Source organism: Peribacillus sp. NJ4 (genome assembly GCF_030348345.1).
Classification (GTDB): Bacteria; Bacillota; Bacilli; order Bacillales; family DSM-1321; genus Peribacillus.
This window is the reverse complement of sequence record NZ_JAUCFQ010000001.1, coordinates 4,773,452-4,795,699: the sequence shown is the minus strand read 5'-3', so window position 1 is coordinate 4,795,699 and position 22,248 is coordinate 4,773,452. Positions and strand designations below refer to the sequence as shown.

At 35.0% G+C, this 22,248-nt stretch carries 25 protein-coding genes; 22 read left to right on the top strand and 3 right to left on the bottom strand.

Annotated elements, in window-relative coordinates; translation table 11 throughout:
- Nucleotides 1-106: 106 nt before the first annotated feature.
- The 13 genes from QUF94_RS23965 to QUF94_RS23905 all read left to right on the top strand — a co-directional run bounded on the left by QUF94_RS23965 (nucleotide 107) and on the right by QUF94_RS23905 (nucleotide 12,964).
- Complete coding sequence (locus QUF94_RS23965) at nucleotides 107-511, top strand: hypothetical protein (RefSeq protein ID WP_289318042.1); 405 nt, start codon at nucleotides 107-109, stop codon at nucleotides 509-511.
- A gap of 409 nt (nucleotides 512-920) precedes the next feature.
- Nucleotides 921-1,646 carry an SAM-dependent methyltransferase gene (locus QUF94_RS23960; protein WP_289318041.1) on the top strand — a complete coding sequence of 242 codons (726 nt, stop codon included), beginning with the start codon at nucleotides 921-923 and terminating at the stop codon, nucleotides 1,644-1,646.
- A 238-nt stretch (nucleotides 1,647-1,884) separates the two neighbouring features.
- Nucleotides 1,885-3,159 carry an IS110 family RNA-guided transposase gene (locus QUF94_RS23955; RefSeq protein ID WP_289318040.1) on the top strand — a complete coding sequence of 425 codons (1,275 nt, stop codon included), beginning with the start codon at nucleotides 1,885-1,887 and terminating at the stop codon, nucleotides 3,157-3,159.
- Between the two features lie 491 nt (nucleotides 3,160-3,650).
- On the top strand, nucleotides 3,651-3,800 hold the full coding sequence (locus QUF94_RS23950; RefSeq protein WP_162604545.1) for a hypothetical protein: 150 nt from the start codon (nucleotides 3,651-3,653) through the stop codon (nucleotides 3,798-3,800).
- Between the two features lie 152 nt (nucleotides 3,801-3,952).
- On the top strand, nucleotides 3,953-4,822 hold the full coding sequence (locus QUF94_RS23945; RefSeq protein ID WP_289318039.1) for a hypothetical protein: 870 nt from the start codon (nucleotides 3,953-3,955) through the stop codon (nucleotides 4,820-4,822).
- 425 nt (nucleotides 4,823-5,247) lie between these two features.
- Nucleotides 5,248-5,685, top strand: a complete 438-nt coding sequence (locus QUF94_RS23940; protein ID WP_289318038.1) for a VOC family protein — start codon at nucleotides 5,248-5,250, stop codon at nucleotides 5,683-5,685.
- A gap of 338 nt (nucleotides 5,686-6,023) precedes the next feature.
- Nucleotides 6,024-6,305: a hypothetical protein gene (locus QUF94_RS23935; RefSeq protein ID WP_289318037.1), complete on the top strand. Its 282-nt coding sequence runs from the start codon at nucleotides 6,024-6,026 to the stop codon at nucleotides 6,303-6,305.
- Nucleotides 6,306-6,663: 358 nt separating this feature from the next.
- Complete coding sequence (locus QUF94_RS23930) at nucleotides 6,664-7,053, top strand: DUF192 domain-containing protein (RefSeq protein ID WP_289318036.1); 390 nt, start codon at nucleotides 6,664-6,666, stop codon at nucleotides 7,051-7,053.
- Between the two features lie 809 nt (nucleotides 7,054-7,862).
- Nucleotides 7,863-9,368 (top strand): malate:quinone oxidoreductase, encoded by a 1,506-nt coding sequence (locus QUF94_RS23925; protein WP_289318035.1) that lies wholly within the window; start codon nucleotides 7,863-7,865, stop codon nucleotides 9,366-9,368.
- Nucleotides 9,369-9,696: 328 nt separating this feature from the next.
- Nucleotides 9,697-9,906, top strand: coding sequence for a hypothetical protein (locus QUF94_RS23920; RefSeq protein ID WP_289318034.1), 210 nt, complete (start codon nucleotides 9,697-9,699; stop codon nucleotides 9,904-9,906).
- A gap of 1,132 nt (nucleotides 9,907-11,038) precedes the next feature.
- Entirely contained in the window at nucleotides 11,039-11,542 is a 504-nt protein-coding gene (locus tag QUF94_RS23915) for a DUF2716 domain-containing protein (protein WP_289318033.1), read from the top strand.
- A gap of 181 nt (nucleotides 11,543-11,723) precedes the next feature.
- Nucleotides 11,724-12,341 carry a hypothetical protein gene (locus tag QUF94_RS23910; RefSeq protein WP_289318032.1) on the top strand — a complete coding sequence of 206 codons (618 nt, stop codon included), beginning with the start codon at nucleotides 11,724-11,726 and terminating at the stop codon, nucleotides 12,339-12,341.
- Between the two features lie 161 nt (nucleotides 12,342-12,502).
- Complete coding sequence (locus QUF94_RS23905) at nucleotides 12,503-12,964, top strand: DUF4179 domain-containing protein (RefSeq protein WP_289318031.1); 462 nt, start codon at nucleotides 12,503-12,505, stop codon at nucleotides 12,962-12,964.
- Between the two features lie 250 nt (nucleotides 12,965-13,214).
- On the opposite strand, the gene QUF94_RS23900 is transcribed toward QUF94_RS23905, so the two are convergent.
- The 3 genes from QUF94_RS23900 to QUF94_RS23890 form a co-directional block, all read right to left on the bottom strand.
- Nucleotides 13,215-13,475 (bottom strand): hypothetical protein, encoded by a 261-nt coding sequence (locus tag QUF94_RS23900; RefSeq protein ID WP_289318030.1) that lies wholly within the window; start codon nucleotides 13,473-13,475, stop codon nucleotides 13,215-13,217.
- A gap of 212 nt (nucleotides 13,476-13,687) precedes the next feature.
- The gene (locus QUF94_RS23895) at nucleotides 13,688-14,467 is read right to left on the bottom strand and encodes a gamma-glutamyl-gamma-aminobutyrate hydrolase family protein (protein ID WP_289318029.1); all 780 of its coding nucleotides are present in this window, start codon (nucleotides 14,465-14,467) and stop codon (nucleotides 13,688-13,690) included.
- A gap of 107 nt (nucleotides 14,468-14,574) precedes the next feature.
- Nucleotides 14,575-16,023 (bottom strand): alanine/glycine:cation symporter family protein, encoded by a 1,449-nt coding sequence (locus QUF94_RS23890; RefSeq protein ID WP_289318028.1) that lies wholly within the window; start codon nucleotides 16,021-16,023, stop codon nucleotides 14,575-14,577.
- Between the two features lie 159 nt (nucleotides 16,024-16,182).
- Here QUF94_RS23890 and QUF94_RS23885 point away from each other — a divergent pair, with 159 nt between their 5' ends.
- The 9 genes from QUF94_RS23885 to QUF94_RS23845 all read left to right on the top strand — a co-directional run bounded on the left by QUF94_RS23885 (nucleotide 16,183) and on the right by QUF94_RS23845 (nucleotide 22,065).
- Nucleotides 16,183-16,983 (top strand): transporter substrate-binding domain-containing protein, encoded by an 801-nt coding sequence (locus QUF94_RS23885; protein ID WP_289318027.1) that lies wholly within the window; start codon nucleotides 16,183-16,185, stop codon nucleotides 16,981-16,983.
- Between the two features lie 43 nt (nucleotides 16,984-17,026).
- Nucleotides 17,027-17,683 carry an amino acid ABC transporter permease gene (locus tag QUF94_RS23880; RefSeq protein ID WP_289318026.1) on the top strand — a complete coding sequence of 219 codons (657 nt, stop codon included), beginning with the start codon at nucleotides 17,027-17,029 and terminating at the stop codon, nucleotides 17,681-17,683.
- Nucleotides 17,680-18,402, top strand: coding sequence for an amino acid ABC transporter ATP-binding protein (locus QUF94_RS23875; protein ID WP_289318025.1), 723 nt, complete (start codon nucleotides 17,680-17,682; stop codon nucleotides 18,400-18,402). Before QUF94_RS23880 ends, QUF94_RS23875 begins: the two co-directional genes overlap by 4 nt.
- Nucleotides 18,403-18,490: 88 nt before the next feature.
- Nucleotides 18,491-19,162 (top strand): response regulator transcription factor, encoded by a 672-nt coding sequence (locus QUF94_RS23870; protein ID WP_289318024.1) that lies wholly within the window; start codon nucleotides 18,491-18,493, stop codon nucleotides 19,160-19,162.
- Nucleotides 19,159-20,157, top strand: coding sequence for a sensor histidine kinase (locus QUF94_RS23865; RefSeq protein ID WP_289318023.1), 999 nt, complete (start codon nucleotides 19,159-19,161; stop codon nucleotides 20,155-20,157). The genes QUF94_RS23870 and QUF94_RS23865 overlap by 4 nt, the downstream gene beginning before the upstream one ends.
- Nucleotides 20,158-20,510: 353 nt before the next feature.
- Complete coding sequence (locus tag QUF94_RS23860) at nucleotides 20,511-20,906, top strand: NUDIX hydrolase (RefSeq protein WP_289318022.1); 396 nt, start codon at nucleotides 20,511-20,513, stop codon at nucleotides 20,904-20,906.
- A gap of 238 nt (nucleotides 20,907-21,144) precedes the next feature.
- Nucleotides 21,145-21,594: a hypothetical protein gene (locus tag QUF94_RS23855; RefSeq protein WP_289318021.1), complete on the top strand. Its 450-nt coding sequence runs from the start codon at nucleotides 21,145-21,147 to the stop codon at nucleotides 21,592-21,594.
- A 12-nt stretch (nucleotides 21,595-21,606) separates the two neighbouring features.
- The gene (locus QUF94_RS23850; RefSeq protein WP_034306678.1) at nucleotides 21,607-21,810 is read left to right on the top strand and encodes a helix-turn-helix transcriptional regulator; all 204 of its coding nucleotides are present in this window, start codon (nucleotides 21,607-21,609) and stop codon (nucleotides 21,808-21,810) included.
- Nucleotides 21,811-21,858: 48 nt separating this feature from the next.
- Nucleotides 21,859-22,065, top strand: coding sequence for a hypothetical protein (locus QUF94_RS23845; protein ID WP_289318020.1), 207 nt, complete (start codon nucleotides 21,859-21,861; stop codon nucleotides 22,063-22,065).
- Nucleotides 22,066-22,248: the final 183 nt, after the last annotated feature.

Sequence of the window (22,248 nt, the reverse complement as noted above, 5' to 3'; positions counted from 1 at the left end):
TGCTGTCTTAAAGGCAGTTTTTTCTTTATGGATGGAACTAAAGGGTCAGGTTATTTGAAGAAGACGACTGGGAAATGAAGTGTAATTTAAATAGTAAAATTAAGGAATGAGTGATGATGAAGTGGATTTTAATGAATTGATGCAAGAGAAAGGATATAGTTATTTGGAAAAAATAATAGAATCCAAAGAAAATTCATTACAATTGCTTATTAATAGAAGCACGTTCAACATCGATTTACCTTTGGTGCAATTAGAATTTGAATCATATATTTCATATTCTGTTATCGATGAATGTTTTTCATATTCTATAGATAATTCTGAAATATCAAAGGGAGAGCTATTTCGGTTATATACCAAGTCAAGGTACTTGGATTATATAAAAATAGCCACGAATGAACGAGAAGATATATGTCCCTCTGAAAATTACATTCATTATCAGTTTCTCTGCTTAAATCACACGATTGATGTTATTTCTTGTGAAGAACCAAAAATAAACGTGGTAACAGGTTAAACTAATCTATGAAATCCTTTTCTTGTTGAACTAACAGGTGCATTAATTCAAGAAAATTAAAAAAAGAAGACCACAATAAGAGGTCTTCTTTATTTGTGCAAAAATCAACATTAATGTTTTAAAAAAGGTCTATAAAAAGAAAAATTTAACATAAATTGATTAATTTGGTATAGTTTAAAGTGATTTATTAATTATATAAAGTTATGTCTCTAAATGAACTAATAGGTGCTTTACTTCAATAAGGGAGGTTGCTGAGGCAGCCTTTTTCATTGTTGATGAACCAACACAATAAATGTGGGGTGAATTATACTTGAAGTCATTTCAACTAAACGAAAAAACAAGATCTTTTTTATCGAAATATCAATTATTTTAAGATGATTTGATACAACAAGTTCAGTTGCAGCACCGTATGGAATTAGTAGAAGCATTTGGGATTCAAAAAGGAATCCGTGTATTAGAAATAGGTTGTGGTCAAGGGGATACAACAGTTGCAATAGCAGACGCAGTAGGAGAAAACGGATGTGTTGTCGCAATAGATATTGCTAGTCCCAATTACGGGGCACCATTAACATTAGGTCAAGCAACAGAACGTATTAAGAAATCTCTATTAGGTGAACGTATTGACTTCCATTTTGAAATGGATTTTGATTTTTTTGAACCAACTATAACATTTGATGTGGCGGTATTATCCCATTGTTCATGGTATTTCAAGCAACCAGAAGATTTATTGAATTACTTTAAAAAAATTAGTGGATTGGTAAAACATATATGTTTTGCAGAATGGGACCTCGACTTTACCTACATTACGCAACGTTCCCATTTTTGTGCGGTTTCCATTCTAGCCTTATATTCAAACTTCGTAAAGAATGAAGGAAATATCCAAAACTTGTTTCATAAAACTCAAATTCACCAGCTACTCCAGCAAGCAAATTTTGAAGTGATAAAACAACTTACAGTCGATGCAACCTTATTACAAGACGGTCAATGGGAAAAAAGTTATGCAAATAGTATCCGTGCAGAATTTATTAAAGTTCCTTCCATGATACAACCGTTAATAACTAGTTATTATGAATTGATGAACACTTCAAATGGAAATGGGCATTCATTAAATAGTTTCATTGTTTGTGCAAAGTGAAAAGTTCCCCATTTGAAGAAATGCTTTTTGGTATTTGTATGATTGTGAAGGTATGTACTTCAACTATGGAGTTCAAGATCCAGAGCTGCCGATTTGGTTGCTTTTTTTGCTTACTGAATAAAGGGGCAGGATAGCATTCCTGTAGTTCATTATTTTTCAGCTTTGAAAAAAATAGGGCTCCTCAGTAAGATATGAGTAAGAAACCACTCTAACTCAAAACCTTAGGAGGAACCCTAATATGAAGTTTAAAATGCAAGATAAACAAAATCAACTAATAGAAAGAATTTCCGATAATCACCTTGTTGTTGGAGTGGATATTGCCCAACAATTACATGTGGCTAGAGCAGTGAATTTCCGTGGAATTGTAGTCGGAGATCCACTTGCATTTGAAAATAATGAAGATGGATTTGCTAGTTTATTAAAATGGATGGATAAGCTTCAAAGATTAAATAAACTGGATGCAGCCATTGTGGGAATGGAACCTACAGGCCATTACTGGATTAATCTTTCAAAATGGCTTTTTAAACAAGGAATTGAGGTAGTAACAGTAAACCCTCACTTAGTAAAAAGGAATAAAGAAAACCGTGATAATACTCAGTCCAAAAGTGATAAGAAAGATGCCCTGGTCATCGCTGATATGGTGAAGAACGGTTACTACGCCTTTGTCAGGAACACTTCAGAATCATTTGAAATACTTAGGGTCCTTATGTCTAACCGTGATGTGGTAGTTAAACGACTCGTTAGCACTATTAATCAATTAAACCGTTGGGTGGATATTGTCTTTCCCGAACTCAGGCAAGTATTTAAAGACATTACTGGTAAAGGGGCTATCGCCACACTTCGTTTATTTCCATCTCCAATGGAACTGCGTTCCCTGAAATCTCATGATGTTGTTTCAGGATGGAAATCAATAATGAAGAGGCAGCCTGGATTAAAGAAAGCTCAATTACTTCTTCAGTTAGCTAGGAAATCTGTCGGCACAAGACAAGCACTTGAAGCGTATAAATTTCATTTGGAACAATTATTAGAGGAGTATGACCTCGCAGTCTTACAACTCGAAAGAGTGGAACAAGAGGTTAAGGATGTATTAAAACAAATACCTTTTGCCAAGAAGCTTCTTGCCATTAAGGGAATTAGTGAAATTTCTTTAGCCGGAATATTAGGTGAAGCAGGAGATCTAAGTGGTTTTTCACACGGTAATTCTTTACTTCGGCACGCTGGGTTGCATCTGGCTGAAGCAAGCTCTGGAAAGTGGAAAGGCCAAATGGTCATTTCTAAGCGAGGGCGATCCAGGCTAAGGCGTTTCCTTTACTTAGCCACCATGAGCCTTGTGATGAATAACACGGAATTTCGAGCCATTCATACCCATAATGTTAAGGTGAAAAAAATGAAGAAAATGAAATCGATTATGAAATTGGTAGGTAAACTAGCCAGGATATTTGTTGGAATAGCACGCAGAAACGAGTCTTATTGTGCAGATAAAGTTCAACCTATAACTGAACTGGTTGCGTAGTTTTAGGGTTCTCGAAGGGAACCTTCAAAAACTAATTTTCATAGACTTTTTCTTTTTACGAATGTTGGCTTATTCGTAGGATTTCAAATATGTACGGAGTACCAGATTTCTTGAACAAAAGGGCACCGACCCATCAGGATAGCATAACTGGCCTCCACCCCTTGGATAGGCATGACGAAGGAATGATAGGGCAATTGACCCGTTGAGACATGGGAGGGAAAGCCTCCAGGGGCGGCGTGGAGAATGTACATTATATGGTAAAATGTGGAGTGTTGTACAACTCCTTTATTTCACTATGCCTTCACGAAATTTTCATGTCCTGAAATCACTCCATTTAACCGTGAACATAAATTCAATGGTGATGAAATCCTGCGAATAAGCGAGTATTTGTGAGAAAATCGTATTAAACTGAGGGAGTTCAAGAAGAAACTGTTATAATTTGGAGATAGGTAGTGCATGAAAGAATATGCGAGGAAATGGGAGACAATTTAGTGAATAAAAAAATGGGTCTATTAGGATTATTGGGGTTATTGTTATTTATGTTCGGTATTTACATTTCACAATGGACACTTTTTGGCATGGTGATTGGTATTGGTGGAGGTTATGTTATGGGGTTTAGTTCATTCAAATTATTTAATTAGTTATTGAACAAACAGGTGCGTTAGCTGAAGATCGGAGCTGTCTTTAAGGCAGCTTTTTCTTTATGCAACTAAAGGGGCTGGTTAGTTCAATAAGAAGAGCGAATTTACATATTTATAAAGACTTACCAAGATTAATCGAGAGGACTAAATAAATGGAGAAAATAAATGAAATTATTTATAGTCTTGTAAACCAAGGCATAATAAAAAGTGATGACACAGACTTCACAAAATTAAAAAGTGGTACTACAAATGGAATTTTATATACTCTACATAATAATGAAATACCGAAATATGTAATAAAAATAGACCAACCTAAAATTATAGCTACAACAGAGGATTTTCTCCTTACTTATAAAGATGTAAATTTGTTGCCTAATGTACTTTATACAGACGAGAAAAAAGAATTTATTGTATACTCCTATATTTCTGGAGAAACTCATTTTAATCGAGGATCTAAATTAGAATGGATGACTATTTTAATTAAGGAACTATTAAATAAATACAAAAAAGTAAACAAAGATAACTGGGGAAGAGTAAATGGAATACATAGAAATTCATGGGCGGACTTCAATCTAAGTAGTTTGGAATTTGCCAAAGAGGATATAGGCGATTTATTACCAAGTGAGGATCATAAAAAAGTGGAGTTATTGGTTAATAAATTGAAAACATACGAACATCAAGAAGAAAAGTATTACCTACATGGAGATGCTGGTGTTCATAATTTTGTATATATGGGCAATAAATTAAATGGGGTTATAGACCCTTCGCCTTTAATCGGTCCAAAGATTTATGATTTTACTTATGCATTTTGCTCTTCTCCAGACAATTTAAATTTAAGGACACTATTGCAATCTTTCTCATTATTGACTCAAGATGTCCCCTTTAATACAGAAAGGCTTTTGGATGAAGTTCTTTTTCAATTATACACACGTATAGGTGTTTGTATTAGAGTTCACCCGCATGACTTGGGTGGCTATCTTAAAGCTTGGAAAGAATGGAGAGTGTATCTTCCTTCTATGTAAATTGCGATTCTTAATGAACTAACGGTTACCTTAGCTGAAGGTCGGGTCGTCTTTAAGGCAGCTTTTTCTTTAAGGAACTACCATGAAAATAAGTTTCTTTAAAAATGAAAAATGACAATACTTAAGAAGACCCTGCTCAATCGTTTTAAAAAAAGAGGAGAGCGTTAATTAATTAGTCTATGGATTAGGGTTGACTGGATTAAGGTCAGTATCAGTATTGACACTTCCTAACCATTTTCATTCTTTGCGATTCATGGATGGCTAACGGGGCAGGATAGTTGAAGAGTGCTCTTTGACCTTTCTTCAACAATTGGGCCAGTTTGTTGAAGAAGGATATTTTCTGTTTTTAGCGAATTAGAACTTCAAAAAAACTTATGAAGAAAACAGGATATTGCAAAATAACAGGAACATAGGAGGTATGAGATATGAAGATCCTCAGAATAGATCATGTAGGTGTAATCGTAAATGATCTCTCTGCTGCTAAAGAGTTTTTTCTCGATTTTGGACTTGAAGTGCAAGGGGAATGGGAATTGGAAGGAGAGTTGATGGATCAGATGAGTGGGCTTAATGACGTTAAAGTAGCATGTGTAGGATTGGGAACGCCAGACGGTCAGGCATGGATAGAGCTAATTAAATTTTATACGCCGTCAGATGAAAAAGATATTCAGCAACCTTTTGCAAATACCCTGGGTATCCCGCATATTGCATTTGCTGTTGAAGATATTGAAGCTGTTGTTGCCAAATTGAAAAAGAAAGGTACGGAAATCTTTAGTGAGATACAACACTATGAAGAAAGTTATAAGTTATGCTACTGTCGTGGACCAGAGGGAATTATTTTAGAGTTGGCTGAGCAAATCAAATAAATTAAGGGTAATTAATAGTTGTTGGGCCAATAATTGATGGATTTTGACGTACCGCCAGTGAAATATGTAATCACGTCGATAAAGTTGTTCCGCAAACGGGCGCTATTCTTTAATAAGAATCGCTTTTTTAATGAACTAACACGGTGCGTTAGTTCATTAACAGGGGTTGCTGCGGCAGCCTTTTTCTTATGGCACTAACGGGGCAGGTTAGTTCCATAAGAGATATAATAAAACTATAGTGATTAAATGTAATAGAGGAGTTCAACAAGCTAAGGTTATTTCGGTAGCCTGTTCCTTATTTGTCTAACAAGGCAGGCTATATTAGGCGGTGTTTTGTAATGGGATTGTTTTTTGAAAAAAGAGAAAGTACTAAACCATTTATACTGATTAGATATTTAATGATAATAGCAACGGGCTTAATTTTAATATTAAGTTTAATTAACGATTTTAATTTTAATTTCATAAAATATATAATTCTTTTATCAGGAATTGGTTCAATAATAGATGGATTTGAATGTTTTTTAAAAAAAGAAAATAAGAAGCAGATGTTATTAGATTTTGGTATTGCGGTTATATGGTTCGCAGTATTCTTGGTATTGCATTTATACGGTGATTCGTAACATTTTTTATAGAACTAACGGGTGAGTTAGCTGAAGATCGGGTCTGTTTTTAAGGCAGCTTTTTCTTACTGAACTAAAGCGGCAGGATAGTTGAACAAATCTTTTTATATATTGTTGCTTTGATTATTGAAAACAAAGTATTAAATTTAGAACCAGAGAATAAGTATTAGAAGTGAAAAGGAGCTTGCCTAGTTATTTTTTTCTTCTTGTTTTCGTTTTTATCTCCAACTTTCTTCCTTTTTATTATTAGGGGAAAAGACGTTTTTTCGAAAAAAGGAAATTTCAATCTCATGAACTTCTTTTAAAAAGACATCAATTTTCTTTCCTGCTTATTAATATTAATCGAAGGTGAGTGAACATGAAAAATAGAATAAAAACAAAAATGATAAAAATACTCAGTGGTAACAGGGAAACTAGATTAACCGTTCAAGTTGCAGATACTCATAGAAAAAGAGAAAAGGGCTTAATGTTTGTTAGAAAATTACCCGAAAATGAGGGGATGTTATTTGTGTATTCGGAAAAAATATATGGTGGCTTTTGGATGAAAAACACATTCATTCCTTTATCTATTGCTTTTCTTGATTCAGATGGGGAAATTCTAAAAATACTTGATATGGAGCCTTGTAAAGTGGATATATGTCCTACCTATGATCCGGAACTTTCTTATCATTATGCAATTGAAGTGAATCTTGGATGGTTTGAAAAGAATCAAATCAAAGAAGGGGATTATGTAAAGTTTGATTGGTAATGAATTTGCACATGCAGTTCAACGAGTCAATCAGGAATTTCCCGCATCTTATCACCTGTTATTTGGGATAAATCGTTGCTCCTGCGGATTTGCCTATGACGAACTTTAAACGTGAAATGGATGCTGGATCGGATCCTTTTCGCAAAGGACTCTTTATAGAAACCCGAAGCTGTCATCTTGGCAGTTTTTTTTATTGTAATTGGTGCAGTCCGGTTCACTGAATTGTGAGTTTGTGATGATTTGTACTTAAAGTAATGGACGCTTTACTTTAATAAGGAAGGTTGCTGTCTCAGCCTTTTTCTTATAGAATTAACGGGGCAGATAGTTTAATGATTGCACAATGGGTCGACTCCCAGTAATTCCCATACAGGAGAATTGGAAAATAGGCTAAAATAGATTTAGACAAGCCTTAAGAACTGAAATGGAGGTTTTGGTGTTGAAACCACATATTTAGGGAAATGGTTACTTTACCTTTGATTTTGTCGATCTATGTTTATTTCATTACTGATTCCGGATATATTAATATATTTTCACTAACAGTTTCTTACTTCAATAAGGATGGTTGCTGGAGCAACTTATTTGTTATGCTACGATTGGGGCAATTAGTTTACGTTCATTTTTTCACAGAAAGAATATTTTAACAAAAAGTAATAGTAGAATACTTTAATCTATAAATAATTATAATAGACTATGATATAGTTATAATGAGACAGAAAAGGTGTGTTCCTAGGTCGCGTCTGGCTTTTTGTGAGACCTAAGCAGGAGCGCCTACATCTTTTTTGCAAATATAGCGGATAAGGAAGGTTATAATGAGCAACATACAGAATAAAACAGACGTTATCTTAATTGGTGGCGGAGTCATGAGCGCGACTTTGGGATCATTACTGAAAGAAATAGCACCGGAATGGGAAATCAAAGTGTTCGAGAAGCTCGCAAACGCAGGAGAAGAAAGCTCTAACGAATGGAATAATGCGGGTACGGGACATTCTGCACTGTGTGAGCTTAACTATACATCCGAAAAATCTGACGGATCTATAGATATTAGCAAAGCTATCAATATTAATGAACAGTTCCAAGTTTCAATGCAGTTTTGGTCTTATCTTGTAAACAGTAAGCTGATTAATAATCCGCAAGACTTTATCATGCCATTGCCTCATATGAGTATGGTACAAGGGGATAAAAATGTAGAGTTTTTAAAGAAACGCTTTAAAGCGCTATCAAACAATCCTCTATTCAAAGGTATGGAGTATTCCGATGACCCAGCCAAACTGATGGAATGGATACCGCTTATCATGCAAGACCGCCTATCGAATGAACCTATTGCGGCCACGAAAATAGACTCTGGTACAGACGTTAACTTTGGTGCTTTAACACGCATGATGTTTGACCACTTAAAGACTAAAAACGTCGATATCAAATACAAACATAGTGTTGATAATCTTAAACGTACTAGTGATGGCTCATGGGAATTAAAAGTGCGTAATGTCGATAACGGTAGCGTAGAACACCATACTGCTAAATTCGTCTTTATTGGAGGCGGGGGCGGAAGCCTGCACTTACTGCAAAAATCCGGTATTCCTGAAGGGAAACACATTGGCGGATTCCCAGTAAGCGGGTTTTTCATGGTGTGTAATAATCCGGACGTTGTTGCACAACATCATGCAAAAGTATACGGAAAAGCTAAAGTTGGTGCTCCACCAATGTCTGTTCCGCATCTTGATACACGATATATCAATAATGAAAAATCGTTGCTATTTGGACCATTTGCCGGATTCTCACCGAAGTTCTTAAAAACAGGTTCAATGTTCGATTTAATAACTTCCGTAAAACCGAATAATGTCTTGACTATGTTGGCGGCAGGCGCAAAAGAAATGTCATTGACAAAATACCTGATCCAGCAAGTCATGTTATCGAAGGAACAGCGCATGGAAGAGCTACGTGAGTTTATCCCGAATGCTAAGACCGAGGAATGGGATTTAGTAGTAGCTGGCCAACGTGTACAAGTAATCAAAGATACTGCTGAAGGCGGCAAAGGTACGCTTCAATTTGGAACGGAAGTTGTAAGTGCCTCTGATGGCTCGATTGCAGCATTACTAGGTGCTTCTCCAGGTGCTTCTACAGCTGTTCACGTTATGCTTGAGGTAATTAATAAATGCTTCCCGCAACGTATGAAAGAGTGGGAACCAAAAATTAAAGAAATGATTCCTTCCTATGGCGAGTCATTAATGGAAAATCCAGAGCTTCTGAACGAAATTCATTCTTCAACAGCAGAGACGCTTGGTCTAAGTAAAAAAAAAGAGTTAGTTTATAGTTGATTTTGATTTTTACACAGGAACCTTTGATCTATCTATGGATTGAAGGTTCTTTTTTTGTCATAAAGAGTAATTTCCTAATTCAATTAACCGATGGCATTACTTCGATAAGGAAGGTTGCTATTTGGATCCAGTATGAAATTAATATAAAACAATGTAAGTGTCTATCGCCTACGAAGTAGTTTGGTTTAATAAGATGCATTCTATCTGTTTAATTGAGTGCCAGCTCATGTTATAATGGATAACCTAAGATAAATACTACTTTTACTTATAATTGAACGGATGCCAAGAAAAGCCTCCGCATAGCGATAAAATATGGAGGTGTAAGAGAATGAATAAACAATGGACAATTGGCAAAATTAAAGAATTTGTTGAGAACAATTCGGAAAGTAAGTTGCTAACGACTGAATATCACGGTTTTTCTCAAAAGTTACTATTTAAATGTACATGTGGTAGCAACTTTGAAAAAACATTTACGAAATTTAAAAATAAAAACCAACGTAAATGTGACGTGTGCCAACCGCCTAAAGCGTCACGATAACGTATAGCGAATAAACGAAGTGCCCATTTCTCTTAAAGAGAAGTTGGCACTATTTTTATTAGTTCATTAATGAAGTATGAAGCACGGTCAAACTATATTTCTAAGTTACATGCCCAAAGGGTACGAAGCAGGGTTAACCCTGAAAAAACTAAAATATTTCTATTACATAGGTTCGAAATACCTCTGCAGATGGCCGATCACTTCGTTTATCACGTATCGAAAACTCAATTTAATCATCAATTTTATTGGAAAAAGAAGGGTAAATCATTCATCTGATCTATCCTTCTTTTTTTATCAAAATTCTAGGACTACTTTCTTCCCTTTAAGAATTATGATTGTACGATAACAAAAAACCGGATACACATAGTATCCAGTCGCCCTACATACATGTAATGTTAAAGAAAAGTGAAAGTTATAGTTTAACTTTGCGTGCCGTTACAGAGCTCATGATGTAAAAATGGAGTGCTATTATAAGACCTAACGAGGACCTTTTTAAGGAGGAAAAACATGAGCTTGGATCATGAGTTTTATCTTATTTCTAAGACAACTGATATAAAGAATTTTTGGATGTACAGAGAAAGAAACAACAGTGTCATCGACAGTATTGCAATACAGGATGATTTGATTCAATACATTATTACTCATTAGAATGGATCCCAAGTAAAAACCCATTATTGCGAGGAACTCCAAGTGGCCATGGTATTAACTATCATGGAGTAACCCTTTTTGATAATCACTCTTCTGATACTTTAATAAGTGTTTTTTCGTCATGGAAGAGTCTAATTAAAAATGCACCTGATAAATTTGAACTCACTGGAGAATTCGTTTATTGCGAAGCTGACAATCAGGAGGGGGACTATAAATAACTAGTCTTCAACCGAGATGAAGTGATTACACAATTTGAAAAAATAATTTTAATGTCAGAAGCTTTAGCTAAAGGAGAATGTTATCTGTACCATTGCGGGATATAAAGACTGGTTTAAAATTTTTATAGAACTAAAAGGGTACGTTAGCTGAAGATTAGAGCTGTCTTTAAGGCAGCTCTTTCTTTATGGAACTATCGGGGCAGGGTAGTTGAAGAAGAAGTGATATAATAACCCTCATTAAAAGCATCGTAAAGGTGGCTATTCAAATGGAAAATTGGATTGAATTATCTACAATAGAATATAAAGAGGTATGGGATAGGATATATGAAGAATTTACTTTTGAACCAAGCATATCAAAGTTCCCATCTTTTGAAGTGCCAAATCCATTTATCACATATGATGTATCCCCGTATTTAAATTGGTCCGGAGATTCAGATACTTATGATGAGATTTACAATAATCTAGAGGATAAGTCATTGCTTGTTTTTCAAGAACTCACACAGAAAAATGAATATATGTATGCCTTAGATTGGCAACATCCAGGTTATTGGATAAACCCCCGTATGGAGTTTCCGAAAACTGAATTTGATGAATGGACAGTACCTATTTTTCCAAACGGTGATTATTACTTTTTTATTCATAAGAATTTTGAATGGGGATTATTAGGACACCCTTGGGAAGAAACCATCACTATTTTTGGAAAAGAATTGATAAAAGGTTTTGAAAAACATAAACCAAGAATGTTTCAAAAGATATTACGTCAGGGATAATGTAAACCTTGTTGAACTAACGGGTGCGTTAGCTGAAGATCGGAGCTGTCTTTAAGGCAGCTTTTTATTATGGCACTAACGGGGCAGTTTAGTGGAGGAAGGAAACTGTTAAATAACCATTTCAATACAACCTTCAGTGTATATGATTAGGAATAATATGAATAGACGGAGGTAAGCTAAGATGGAAGTAGAAATTGGATATTTTCCTAAATATTATTATAGTTCCCAACCTGATGCTGGTGGTCATTTTCCATTTGCCATCGAGGGAAAACCCTTATATGTATTTTCAATGGACGGTTTTTATCTGCCAGAATGTGATGTGAATTTTGTACCTTTATGGATGGAAAGTATTAAAGCATTTCCAATATATTTTTGTGCTGAAATTCCTTCATACTGGAAAGAAGATTACGAGGAATTATGTCAAAAATGGATTATTGATTATAAATATTTAACTAATAATCCTAATTTGTCTGTATCCGTAACTGAAATTAAAAATGTAAATCAATTTCGCGAGATTTTTCCAATTTTTATTTCTATTGGCAGTGGTAATGACTTAGTTATTTGGTCAACAAATACAGGTTTTTTTCGGGTAGAAGAACGTCAATGGCAAGGTAATTGGGAAGGAAAGATTGGCGAAGCAGTGGTAGTGAAAATCGACAAAGAGATGAGTGTATTCTGGTTAGGGTATGACGGACATAGTATTGTTGTACTTTCAAACAACACGGATTTCTCTACTTATGAAACTATTTGTGAAACCTTACCATCATTTGTTAAACCGACAAAATGTGAATATGAATAAATTATTTGTTCTTGGACTAACGGGTGCGTTAGCTGATGATAGGAGCTGTCTATAAGGCAGCTTTTTCTTTATGCAACTAACGGGGCATTTTAGTTCCATAAGAAAATAAAAGTATAAAAAGAATGCTATAGAAAAAGCTATGCTAAAAGGAGTGTTCAAGTTTGTCCAAAAGAACTTTTAGAATAGGAATAGCGATTTTAGCTTTAATAACAATATTTATGTTTTGTTTTACAAATTTAAATGATAAAACATTGGCTCGCGAGATTGAAAGAGCATTAAAGCCTATAAATAAATCAGTTTCTGATAATGGTATAACATTTACAATTGGTGATGTTGTAAAGGATGGGCACGAACGAATTGGTCTTGAATATCATATAAAATCTGAAAAAAATCTTAAGTTTGATGAAACGAAAGACAGGATTGTTGATCCAGACATTTTAATTAATGGGAAACGAATTAATGCTGTTTCCAGAGTAAACATTAAAAAGGTAGGAAAGAATGAGTATAGAGGTGTAATAGAAATTATTCCAGAAGAAGAATTGCCAAATAATTATGATGTAAAATTTAATCTTGATGCAGTATTAAACCAACTTGGACAATGGTCAATAAATTTTTCTTTGTGAATTTTAATGTCAGCATATAAAGCTGGCTATTTTTATGGTGATAGTATGTACAATAATTCGTATGTCTTAAAGGCTTGATGACAGGGTTCTTGTTCTAGACCGCAAAGTAAACATAATCAATAAATAAACACAGGATTATGGTAAAGGTATTTGGGGTTCAACCGAGATACATGCAATAACTTATCATAGACCTTAGCGGACATGATTTTTGGACATAATTCCTTGCCTTAGTGGACATTAGAAGGCAATTTTAAGCTACTTCACGTCCGCTAATGTCAATTAGTGGACATATGCTCCATTGCTGGGTAAATCGGCAAAAAACCAGTATCATCAAGGCTTCATGCAATGTCCCTAATGCTTGTGATAGAATTTTACAGGTATCTCGGTCGTACCCCATCAAGTTAAGAAAACAGATTAACCCCAAAACGATAAAATAAGCTTCATTTTGTTGTAAAGTAAGTTCAAAATTTCGTTCTTTGGGGAAGATATAAACCCTTAGCTTGATGGGCATATGATGCTACCCCTTAACGTATGTTTCCCGCGAAATGTTGGTGGTACGCCTCTTTTAAAAATGGGGTTTTTTAATGGATTCACTCAATACAGGAATCACCTTCTAGTTGCTCAATCTCCTTTTATAGTGTCCTTAACAAAGTTACCAGTTTATTTAACCAGCTCTCCCTTTGCCATAAGCGCTTTAATTAATCGAAGATGACATTACCCAGCTTAATTTATTGCCATTACATCCTTGTTTTTAATTGGTGGATTATCGTTAACAAAATTTATCAGTAACTGAAAGAGCTTTAGCTGCTCTTGGTAGACATCGGCCATCATTTCCGGATGCCATTGGACAGCAACGATAAAAGGATATTCTGTATGGACAATCCCCTCAATAATTCCGTCTTCCGACATTGCCGCAACTTCAAAACCGGACCCAAGAGTATCTATAATTTGGTGGTGAAAGCTGTTGACTTCTATTTCTTCTTTCCCGAAACATTTATATAACACTTTATTTTTATCTAGCTTCACGTTATGGGCAATGCCCCACTTAGGGCCCATATAGCCGTCATGTTTTAGGTCTGTCTTAAAATTTTCATCGATATCCTGAATCAAAGTACCGCCAAAAAATACATTTAATAATTGAAGGCCTCGGCATACGCCTATTATTGGCATCTGCTTTTTGATGGCTTTTTCAACTAACTTCATTTCAAAGCTGTCCCTAATTGGGTTAATGTTCCCTAGCCCCTTTTTATATGGTTGTCCATAAAATTGTGGGCTTAAATCACTTCCCCCTGTAAGCACAAGGCCATCTATTCGATCTAGAATGGAATCCATGTATCCTTCATCATCTATAACAGAAATAGGTATTGGAATCCCGCCGGCATTGACGATACAACTCGGGTAATCCAAGTCAGAAATAACATGATCCTGTGAAGGTTTAAATCTAATTTCTCTTTCTTCAAAAGCGCTAACATAGTTCATAGTAAATCCAATCAGAGGCTTCATGTATTTTGATTCTCCTTTTGCTTTATTCTTATATATTTCATTGTAGAAAAGAATATAGAAGAAAAATCAAATAAATGTGTGAATTTTTACATAATTCATACATGATGTTACGCCTTTTTTTCTTTATCTTCATAAAATAAATGCATATCTGCATCTACCTTCCCAATTTTTAAATATCTCGCTTTATAATCCAAAACGAGTTTCCTAAACTGATTACTTAGGATGAGTATGGAAATAATGTTAATAAACGTTGGAAATGCAACTGTAATGTTCGTCAGTGACCAAACATATTTTTCGGATAAATGAAAAACAGCTATATATACAACAAACAGGAATTCAGGGAATGGGTAAAGAAATTTTAAACAATTTATTAATCTACCTTTTAGCAAGGAGCGATTTCTAAACAGATGTCTGAAGATAATTTCATTGTAAGTGAACCAGCCAATGGATGTTGTTAATGCAAAAAAGAAGAGAATGATTGTAATAATATATCTCCCAAAAACCCCAAAAAACGACTCGAATGAATTCAGTGACAGCACTAGACCAGACTGGCCTGATGTCCATTCTCCAGACAGAATAATTACAAAAGCAGTTATACTGCAGATAATGGTTGTAAAGAAAACTTCAAAACCACCCCATAGTCCCTGTTTAACGGGGTGGTTAATCTTTGCAACCGAATGAACAATTGGAGAGGTTCCCCAACCGAATTCACTGCTGTAAACGGCCTGTGTAACCCCCATTGTAATAACTTGGGATAGTGTTGCCCCTGTAAACCCACCTAAGGCGGATGTGCCATGAAACGCATCATTTATAATCAATCCAATGGCAGAAGGAATATTACGGAAATCAGCTACCATGATGATCAAACCGATAATGATATAAGCACCCGTTATAACGGGAATAATAAAAATAAAAAGTCTCCCTATAGTTTCTGCTTTACGCCTTATAAATAAAAACACAACAGCTGAATAGAGTATAGAAACAATAAATATATTAATTCCAAATGTTGAACTTATAGCTTTAGATGCAATATAATTTTGGCTTGAAATAAAGATTGTTGAAGTTATTCCAATACTAAATATAGCAACCGGGACAAGCCAACTCCTGAAGTTCATTTCTATTCCGATTCCTTTTTCGATATAAGCTGTAGGTCCCCCATATATATTACCTCCTTTATCTTTACTGCGATAATACACCGCAAGTGTCACTTCCGCCGTTTTAATGATCATTCCAAAAAATGCAGCAATCCACATCCAAAATATAGCCCCGGGGCCGCCAATTGCTATAGCGGTAGCAACTCCACCGATACTCCCTATACCGACTGTACTACCGATTGATATACTTGTGGCGCCAATGGAGGACTTGTTTTCCCTCAAATATTTTGCTGCCTTTATGTAAAAATTAACGGTAAAAAGATTACGAAAGGCGTATATTAAATAGTTGATTTGGAAGAACCTATTTTCAATAGTAAAGTAAATCCCTGTAAGGATTATGGCGAAAGTTAAAGGGGTGTCCCACAAGATATTTACTAAGTAATCTATTATTCTTTCGCTCATGTAAAATTCGCCCTTTCATTTTAACAACTATCTAAAAGTTTGATTGGATGCACAATTAATATAATTAGTGAATTTTCACATAATATTTTGATATTTATTCTACATTATTTTTATAATATTTCCATAAATAAAAAAACATTTCTCTAGGGAGGGTAAATAATGAAAAGGCTTTCATTCATTGTTGCATTGGCATTATTGGTATTTAGTTTGGTAGGTTGCGGAAATAGTAACACCACCGCATCTGGACCAGGGGATAGCAACTCCGACAAAAATGAAAGTAAGAAAGATGTAGTAATATTTGCTACAACCCCCGACGGCGGTGCCTTCTCCGCAAAAGATAAGGATGGAAAGCTAGTGGGGTTTGATATTGAAATCGTGGAAACACTCGCAAAAAAAGAAAATTTACAAGTGGAATGGAAGGAAATGAAATTTAACGGTATCATTCCGGCACTTCAAGCAAAGCAAATAGATGGAGCTGCAGCAGCTATCACCATTCGGGATGATCGAAGAAAAGTAACAAACTTTACAGATTCCTATTTTGAATCCGGCCTTGTTCTTGTTACAAAGAAGGATAGTTCTATCAAATCATTTGAAGATTTAAAGGGAAAAACAATTGTTGCTAAACAAGGATCATCAGGCCTTCAAAAAGCACAGGAGCTTGCTAAGAAGTACGATTTCAATGTGAAAGTTTTAGAAGATGAACCTACCCTATATATGGACGTTGAAGCTGGCGGTTCTGACGCACTTGTTAATGATCTTCCATTTGTTTTGGACAAAATGAATTCCGGAACAGGGAATAAGTTAAAAATGATTGGCGATAAATTGACCGGTGAGGAATATGGAATTGCTATTTCAAAGGATAACGAGGATTTACTTAATAAATTTAATAAACATTTGGCGGAAATGAAAAGTAACGGCGAATACGACAAAATGTATAAAAAATACTTTGGTTCTAACTAAAAAAAACACAATGTTTTATTTCTTTTAAAGGAGGAAGTAGCTATTGGAAACATTAAAATTGATTGGAGAATCGATGCCACTTCTGTTGCGAGGAGCAGTGATGACTATAGAATTGGCTTTGTTATCTCTCTTAATTGCAACCGCTTTGGGACTTCTATTCGGTATGTTAAGGGTTTCACCTAATAAATACTTACAATCTATTGCCAAAGCTTACGTTAGTATTATTCGTGGAACCCCTCTGTACGTGCAAATTATTTTCTTCTATTTTGGATTGTTCCCAATATTATTCGGCCGTGCCACTAGCCCCATTCAAGCCGGTATTTTTGTACTTAGCTTACATGCAGGTGCATATTTAGTCGAGATATTCCGTACAGGGATTGAGTCCATAGATAGGGGGCAAATGGAAGCGGGAAGGGCCCTTGGCTTCAATCTTGGACAAACAATGCGGCATATCATCTTACCACAAGCCGTAAGGCGGATGATACCCGCTTTCGTGAATCAATTCATTATTAGCATAAAAGATACCTCTCTTCTTGCAACAATCGGAATTATGGAGCTTACATATTCAGCCCAGAATATATATGCCGTGAATTTTAGAGCGTTCGAATTCTTGGCTGCTGTTGGTGTATTATATTGGATTCTTATTAATGTACTTACCCAGATCTCTAACTGGATTGAGAGGAGGTTGGTGGAAATTTGATTCAAGTCAAAGGGTTAGTTAAATCATTTGGTAATTTAGAAGTATTGAAAAGTATTGATGCGGACATTCATCGGAAAGAAGTTGTCTGTGTTATAGGACCTTCCGGGTCGGGGAAATCTACCTTTTTACGCTGTTTAAATTTATTAGAGGAGCCGACTTCAGGTGAGATATGGATTAAAGGCACAAACATAGTGGACAAGAAAGTGGATATCGATAAGGTACGCCAAGAAGTAGGAATGGTGTTTCAGCAATTTAACTTATTTCCACATAAAACGGCACTTGAGAATATCACGTTATCCCTGCAAAAAATAAAGAAGTACTCGAAAACGGAAGCAGCGCAAAAGGGGATGGAACTTCTTACTAAGGTTGGTTTATACGAAAAAGCGAATGTATACCCACGCAATCTCTCTGGGGGACAGCAACAAAGGGTGGCCATTGCGAGAGCACTAGCGATGGAACCAGAAATTATGTTGTTTGATGAACCAACATCTGCCCTTGATCCAGAAATGGTTGGCGAAGTATTACAGGTAATGAAAGACCTAGCGAATGAAGGGATGACGATGGTTATCGTTACCCATGAAATGGGCTTTGCTAGGGAAGTTGCAAATCGAATTTTATTTATGGATGGTGGATATATTTTAGAAGAAGGAAAACCAATGGAATTGTTCTCAAATTCGAAACAAGAAAGAACAAAGGAATTCCTAAGAAAAGTACTTTAGAACTAACAAACCTCTAAATTCGACACGAATTTAGAGGTTTATTTTATAATTAGGGAGCAAACAGAGATGTAAAGGGGAGGAGAAATATGTGTCTAACACAGTTTATTTAGTTGAGGATAACAAGGATCTGAATTTCATTTTAAAAAAATATTTGGAAAATGAGGGATACAAAGTAGAAGGGTTTCTGGACGGGCAATCCACTGAAAGCAAAATCCATATACCTCCTGATTTATGGATTTTGGATATTATGCTTCCTGATACGAATGGCTATACATTGTTTAATAAAATTAAAGGTATCCATCCGGAAGTTCCAATCATATTTATTTCGGCCAAAAATCAAGATATTGATAGGGTTGTAGGCTTGGAACTGGGTTGCGATGATTATATTTCTAAACCCTTCCTTCCAAGGGAATTAGTTATAAAGGTTAAAAAATTACTCGATTACACCTATGGTCATAAACAAAAACATGGAAAACATATTAAAATCAACGATTACATTATTAATCGCGAAAGCCACACGATTTACCATAACGATACAGAATTGCCAATGTCAAGCAAGGAATTTCAATTAATGCTGTTTTTTATTGATAATGCGAATCACGTATTTTCGAGGGAGCAAATTCTTGACCGACTTTGGGGCAAAAATTACTACGGAACTGACCGTGTCGTCGATGATACGATTCGCCGTATCCGAAAGAAAACTCCAGGCATGCCAATAGAAACCGTTTATGGAGCCGGATACCGTTTGGTAGAAAGATGAAAAGTAAGCCGTTTGCGTTCCAAATTTGGGTTACCATCACAGCATTCCTTGTTTTTATTATTTGTATTTTTACTTTAGTGCTTGTTCAATATTTATCGGTAGACTTGCTTAAAGACTTAGCACGCATTTTCGCTGTTCTGTCTATCGTTAACATCTGTATTGCTAAGATTATTTCTATTAAAATTACAGAACCACTACGCTATTTGGAATATAGAGTGCGGAAAATTGCAAACAAACAATGGGGAGAGCCCATCCACTTAGACAGGGGAGACGAGTTCGGTCAATTGGCCTCTTCCGTCAATATGATGAGGGGATCTCTTAAAAAGATGGAAACGGAGGAAGAACTGTTTTTACAAAACGTTTCACACGACCTTAAAACACCTATCATGGTCATTAAAAGCTATGCCCAAGCATTATCTGACCGAATCTACCTAAACGATTCATTTGAAGAAACAGTAGCCGTTATTATAAAAGAATCTTTCAATTTGGAAAAAAAGGTAGAAAAGCTATTGTATCTCAAAGGACTGGATTATATTTTAGAAAGGAAAAATGAGTTTGAGTTTATCAACATAAAGACAATTCTGATGAATTTGATTGATAGATTTTCATTAAGTCGAAAAGATGTAATTATCGATGCTCGCTTGATAGATATATTGATTTATGGGGATCAGGAGGAATTAACAGTCGCTTTCGAAAATATTCTCGAAAACAATTTAAGATATGCCCATTCATCAATAGTTATAACGGTAAACAACCAAAAATATGAGGAAAATGGGTATGTAGAAATCACATTTGCAAATGATGGCCCCCCAATTGAAAATGAAGTATTGGATCAATTATTTAAGCACTTTCACAAGGGTACTGATGGTAAATTCGGACTTGGTCTATTTATTACAAAGAAAATAATCAAATTTCACGGGGGAAAAATCGAAGCGAAAAATTCCGATTCCGAAGTCCTGTTTAGCATTATTCTACCAAATGACTACAAAAAATAATTTAAACGGGAATACAATCCCATACCCGCGAATTTCCCAAAAAATGAAGAAAACGTTAATGATATCGTAAAACTTTAATGGTTATTGATACAATCAGCCTTGAAGTTTACCAAAAAACATTTCCAAAACGATTACCAAATCTCTTTACAATAATGTTGGTTCTTAGCAGCCTCTATTTTTCCTTTTTAATGGAATTTACTTTGCGGTCTATGACAAGAACCCTGTCATCAGGCCTTAAAGAACTAACGGGTGCGTTAGCTGAAGATCGGAGCTGTCTATAAGGCAGCTTTTTCTTATGGAACTAACGGGGCAGGTTAATTCAATAAAGTGCATGCAATAAGGGAGGATAATGTGTGAGAGATAGAGGTTCGGTTGTGCTTATAGAAAATAACAAGGTTGGCCTGATTAAAAGAATTAGAAACGGTTCTGTTTACTATGTTTTTCCTGGTGGTGGAATTGAAGAAGGTGAAAATCCTGAAACAGGGGCAAAAAGAGAAGCCTTTGAGGAATTAGGTGTAAAAGTCAACGTTAATGAGTGCTTTGCAAAGGTTGAGTTTAACGGTACACAATACTTTTTCTTAGCTGAAATTATCGAAGGAACTTTTGGGACTGGACAAGGTGAAGAATACACCTATGAAAATAGAGATAAAGGTACATATTTGCCAGTATGGGTAGATATAGAAAAACTATCACTCCTTGACGTTAAACCGAAAGAAGTTGCTTTAAAAGTACAATCTATCTTCAACTAACAGGTACTTTACTTCAATAAGGGTGTTGCATTGGCATCTCTTTTTCTTAATGAACTAACAGGTGCGTTAGCTTAAGTTCGGAGCTGTCTTTAAGGCAGCTTTTTCTTTATGCAACTAACGGGGAAGGTTAGTTCAACACAATGAAAACTAAAATGATTTTAATAATCAACATTTACTTATTGACTTTTGCTTTGAGAATGATTAACATGAAGTTAACTTCATGTGAAGAGAACTTCACGTGAAACAAACTTCACTTCAGGAGAATTTAAATTGGTTAGGAGAGGTATGTTTGAAAAATCTATTCATACAGCGCTTTTTTGTTTCAATCTTGATAATTGTATTGGGAATCATTCAAATAACTCTCGATAAATCAGTAGGATTTAATTTTGGGTATTTCATATTATTCTTAGGGGGAATAATCTTGGTTTCCTCAACAATTTCTTATATTAAATCCCGAAAGAATAAATCTCTAGAAAAGGAATTAGCAAAGGAATATGATGAAAGAGACGCTTTAATTGATGGAAAAGTTGCTCGCTTTTCTTTGCAAATTCTGATATACGAAATCTTTATTCTTATGTTTTTAACTAATTTTGTGGTAATCGCAACAAATACTGTATTGTTTGTTGTCTTAGTATCATTAATAATTAGTGAATTTTGGGCTAGAAAATATTATAATCATGTCCTTTAATTAGGGGGATTTATGAAAAATAGAGTAAAAGAATTACGAATAGAACATGAAATAACACAACAAGAATTAGCTGATAAAGTAAGTGTATCTTCTAGAACAATCATCTCATTAGAAAAACAACAGTATAATCCATCTGTGCTACTTGCATATAAAATAGCTTCAGTTTTTAATTTATCAATTGAAGAAACTTTTATTTTTGATGAGGATGACAAATAATCCATTTTAAAAAGATGCACATATTAAACAAACAACGGAGGATTTTAAATGCAGATTATATTATTTATTTTTGGGGCAGTTTTAATAGTTTGGGGGATTTATCGTATGAAAACTGACGATGGTTTATTCGGAAAAAATCAAAAAAGTAAGAATATATTTAATTTATTACTAATGGGAGAAGCATCAGGATTAGGACAATTTTCGGGTGGGATTTTGTGCATAATCCTAGGGGTTATTGCATTTTTTGTAAAGTAGTAATAAATAAGAATTTTATTTTTACACTGAAATATTGTGAATAAAATCACTTAAACAAATGGGTTCTTTAGCTGAAGATCGGAGCTGTCTCTAAGGCAGCTTTTTCTTTTTGCAACTATCGAATTATACTATGACTATTAGACTGGTTGTTGAAGATGAAAAGGAAGAAAAAGAAGAAAAACG

Coding starts and splice junctions, on each gene's coding strand:
- QUF94_RS23965 (WP_289318042.1), top strand. CDS start 107: ATGAGTGATGATGAAGTGGATTTTAATGAATTGATGCAAGAGAAAGGA.
- QUF94_RS23960 (WP_289318041.1), top strand. CDS start 921: ATGGAATTAGTAGAAGCATTTGGGATTCAAAAAGGAATCCGTGTATTA.
- QUF94_RS23955 (WP_289318040.1), top strand. CDS start 1,885: ATGAAGTTTAAAATGCAAGATAAACAAAATCAACTAATAGAAAGAATT.
- QUF94_RS23945 (WP_289318039.1), top strand. CDS start 3,953: ATGGAGAAAATAAATGAAATTATTTATAGTCTTGTAAACCAAGGCATA.
- QUF94_RS23940 (WP_289318038.1), top strand. CDS start 5,248: ATGAAGATCCTCAGAATAGATCATGTAGGTGTAATCGTAAATGATCTC.
- QUF94_RS23935 (WP_289318037.1), top strand. CDS start 6,024: ATGGGATTGTTTTTTGAAAAAAGAGAAAGTACTAAACCATTTATACTG.
- QUF94_RS23930 (WP_289318036.1), top strand. CDS start 6,664: ATGAAAAATAGAATAAAAACAAAAATGATAAAAATACTCAGTGGTAAC.
- QUF94_RS23925 (WP_289318035.1), top strand. CDS start 7,863: ATGAGCAACATACAGAATAAAACAGACGTTATCTTAATTGGTGGCGGA.
- QUF94_RS23920 (WP_289318034.1), top strand. CDS start 9,697: ATGAATAAACAATGGACAATTGGCAAAATTAAAGAATTTGTTGAGAAC.
- QUF94_RS23915 (WP_289318033.1), top strand. CDS start 11,039: ATGGAAAATTGGATTGAATTATCTACAATAGAATATAAAGAGGTATGG.
- QUF94_RS23910 (WP_289318032.1), top strand. CDS start 11,724: ATGGAAGTAGAAATTGGATATTTTCCTAAATATTATTATAGTTCCCAA.
- QUF94_RS23900 (WP_289318030.1), bottom strand. CDS start 13,475: ATGCCCATCAAGCTAAGGGTTTATATCTTCCCCAAAGAACGAAATTTT.
- QUF94_RS23895 (WP_289318029.1), bottom strand. CDS start 14,467: ATGAAGCCTCTGATTGGATTTACTATGAACTATGTTAGCGCTTTTGAA.
- QUF94_RS23890 (WP_289318028.1), bottom strand. CDS start 16,023: ATGAGCGAAAGAATAATAGATTACTTAGTAAATATCTTGTGGGACACC.
- QUF94_RS23885 (WP_289318027.1), top strand. CDS start 16,183: ATGAAAAGGCTTTCATTCATTGTTGCATTGGCATTATTGGTATTTAGT.
- QUF94_RS23865 (WP_289318023.1), top strand. CDS start 19,159: ATGAAAAGTAAGCCGTTTGCGTTCCAAATTTGGGTTACCATCACAGCA.
- QUF94_RS23850 (WP_034306678.1), top strand. CDS start 21,607: ATGAAAAATAGAGTAAAAGAATTACGAATAGAACATGAAATAACACAA.
- QUF94_RS23845 (WP_289318020.1), top strand. CDS start 21,859: ATGCAGATTATATTATTTATTTTTGGGGCAGTTTTAATAGTTTGGGGG.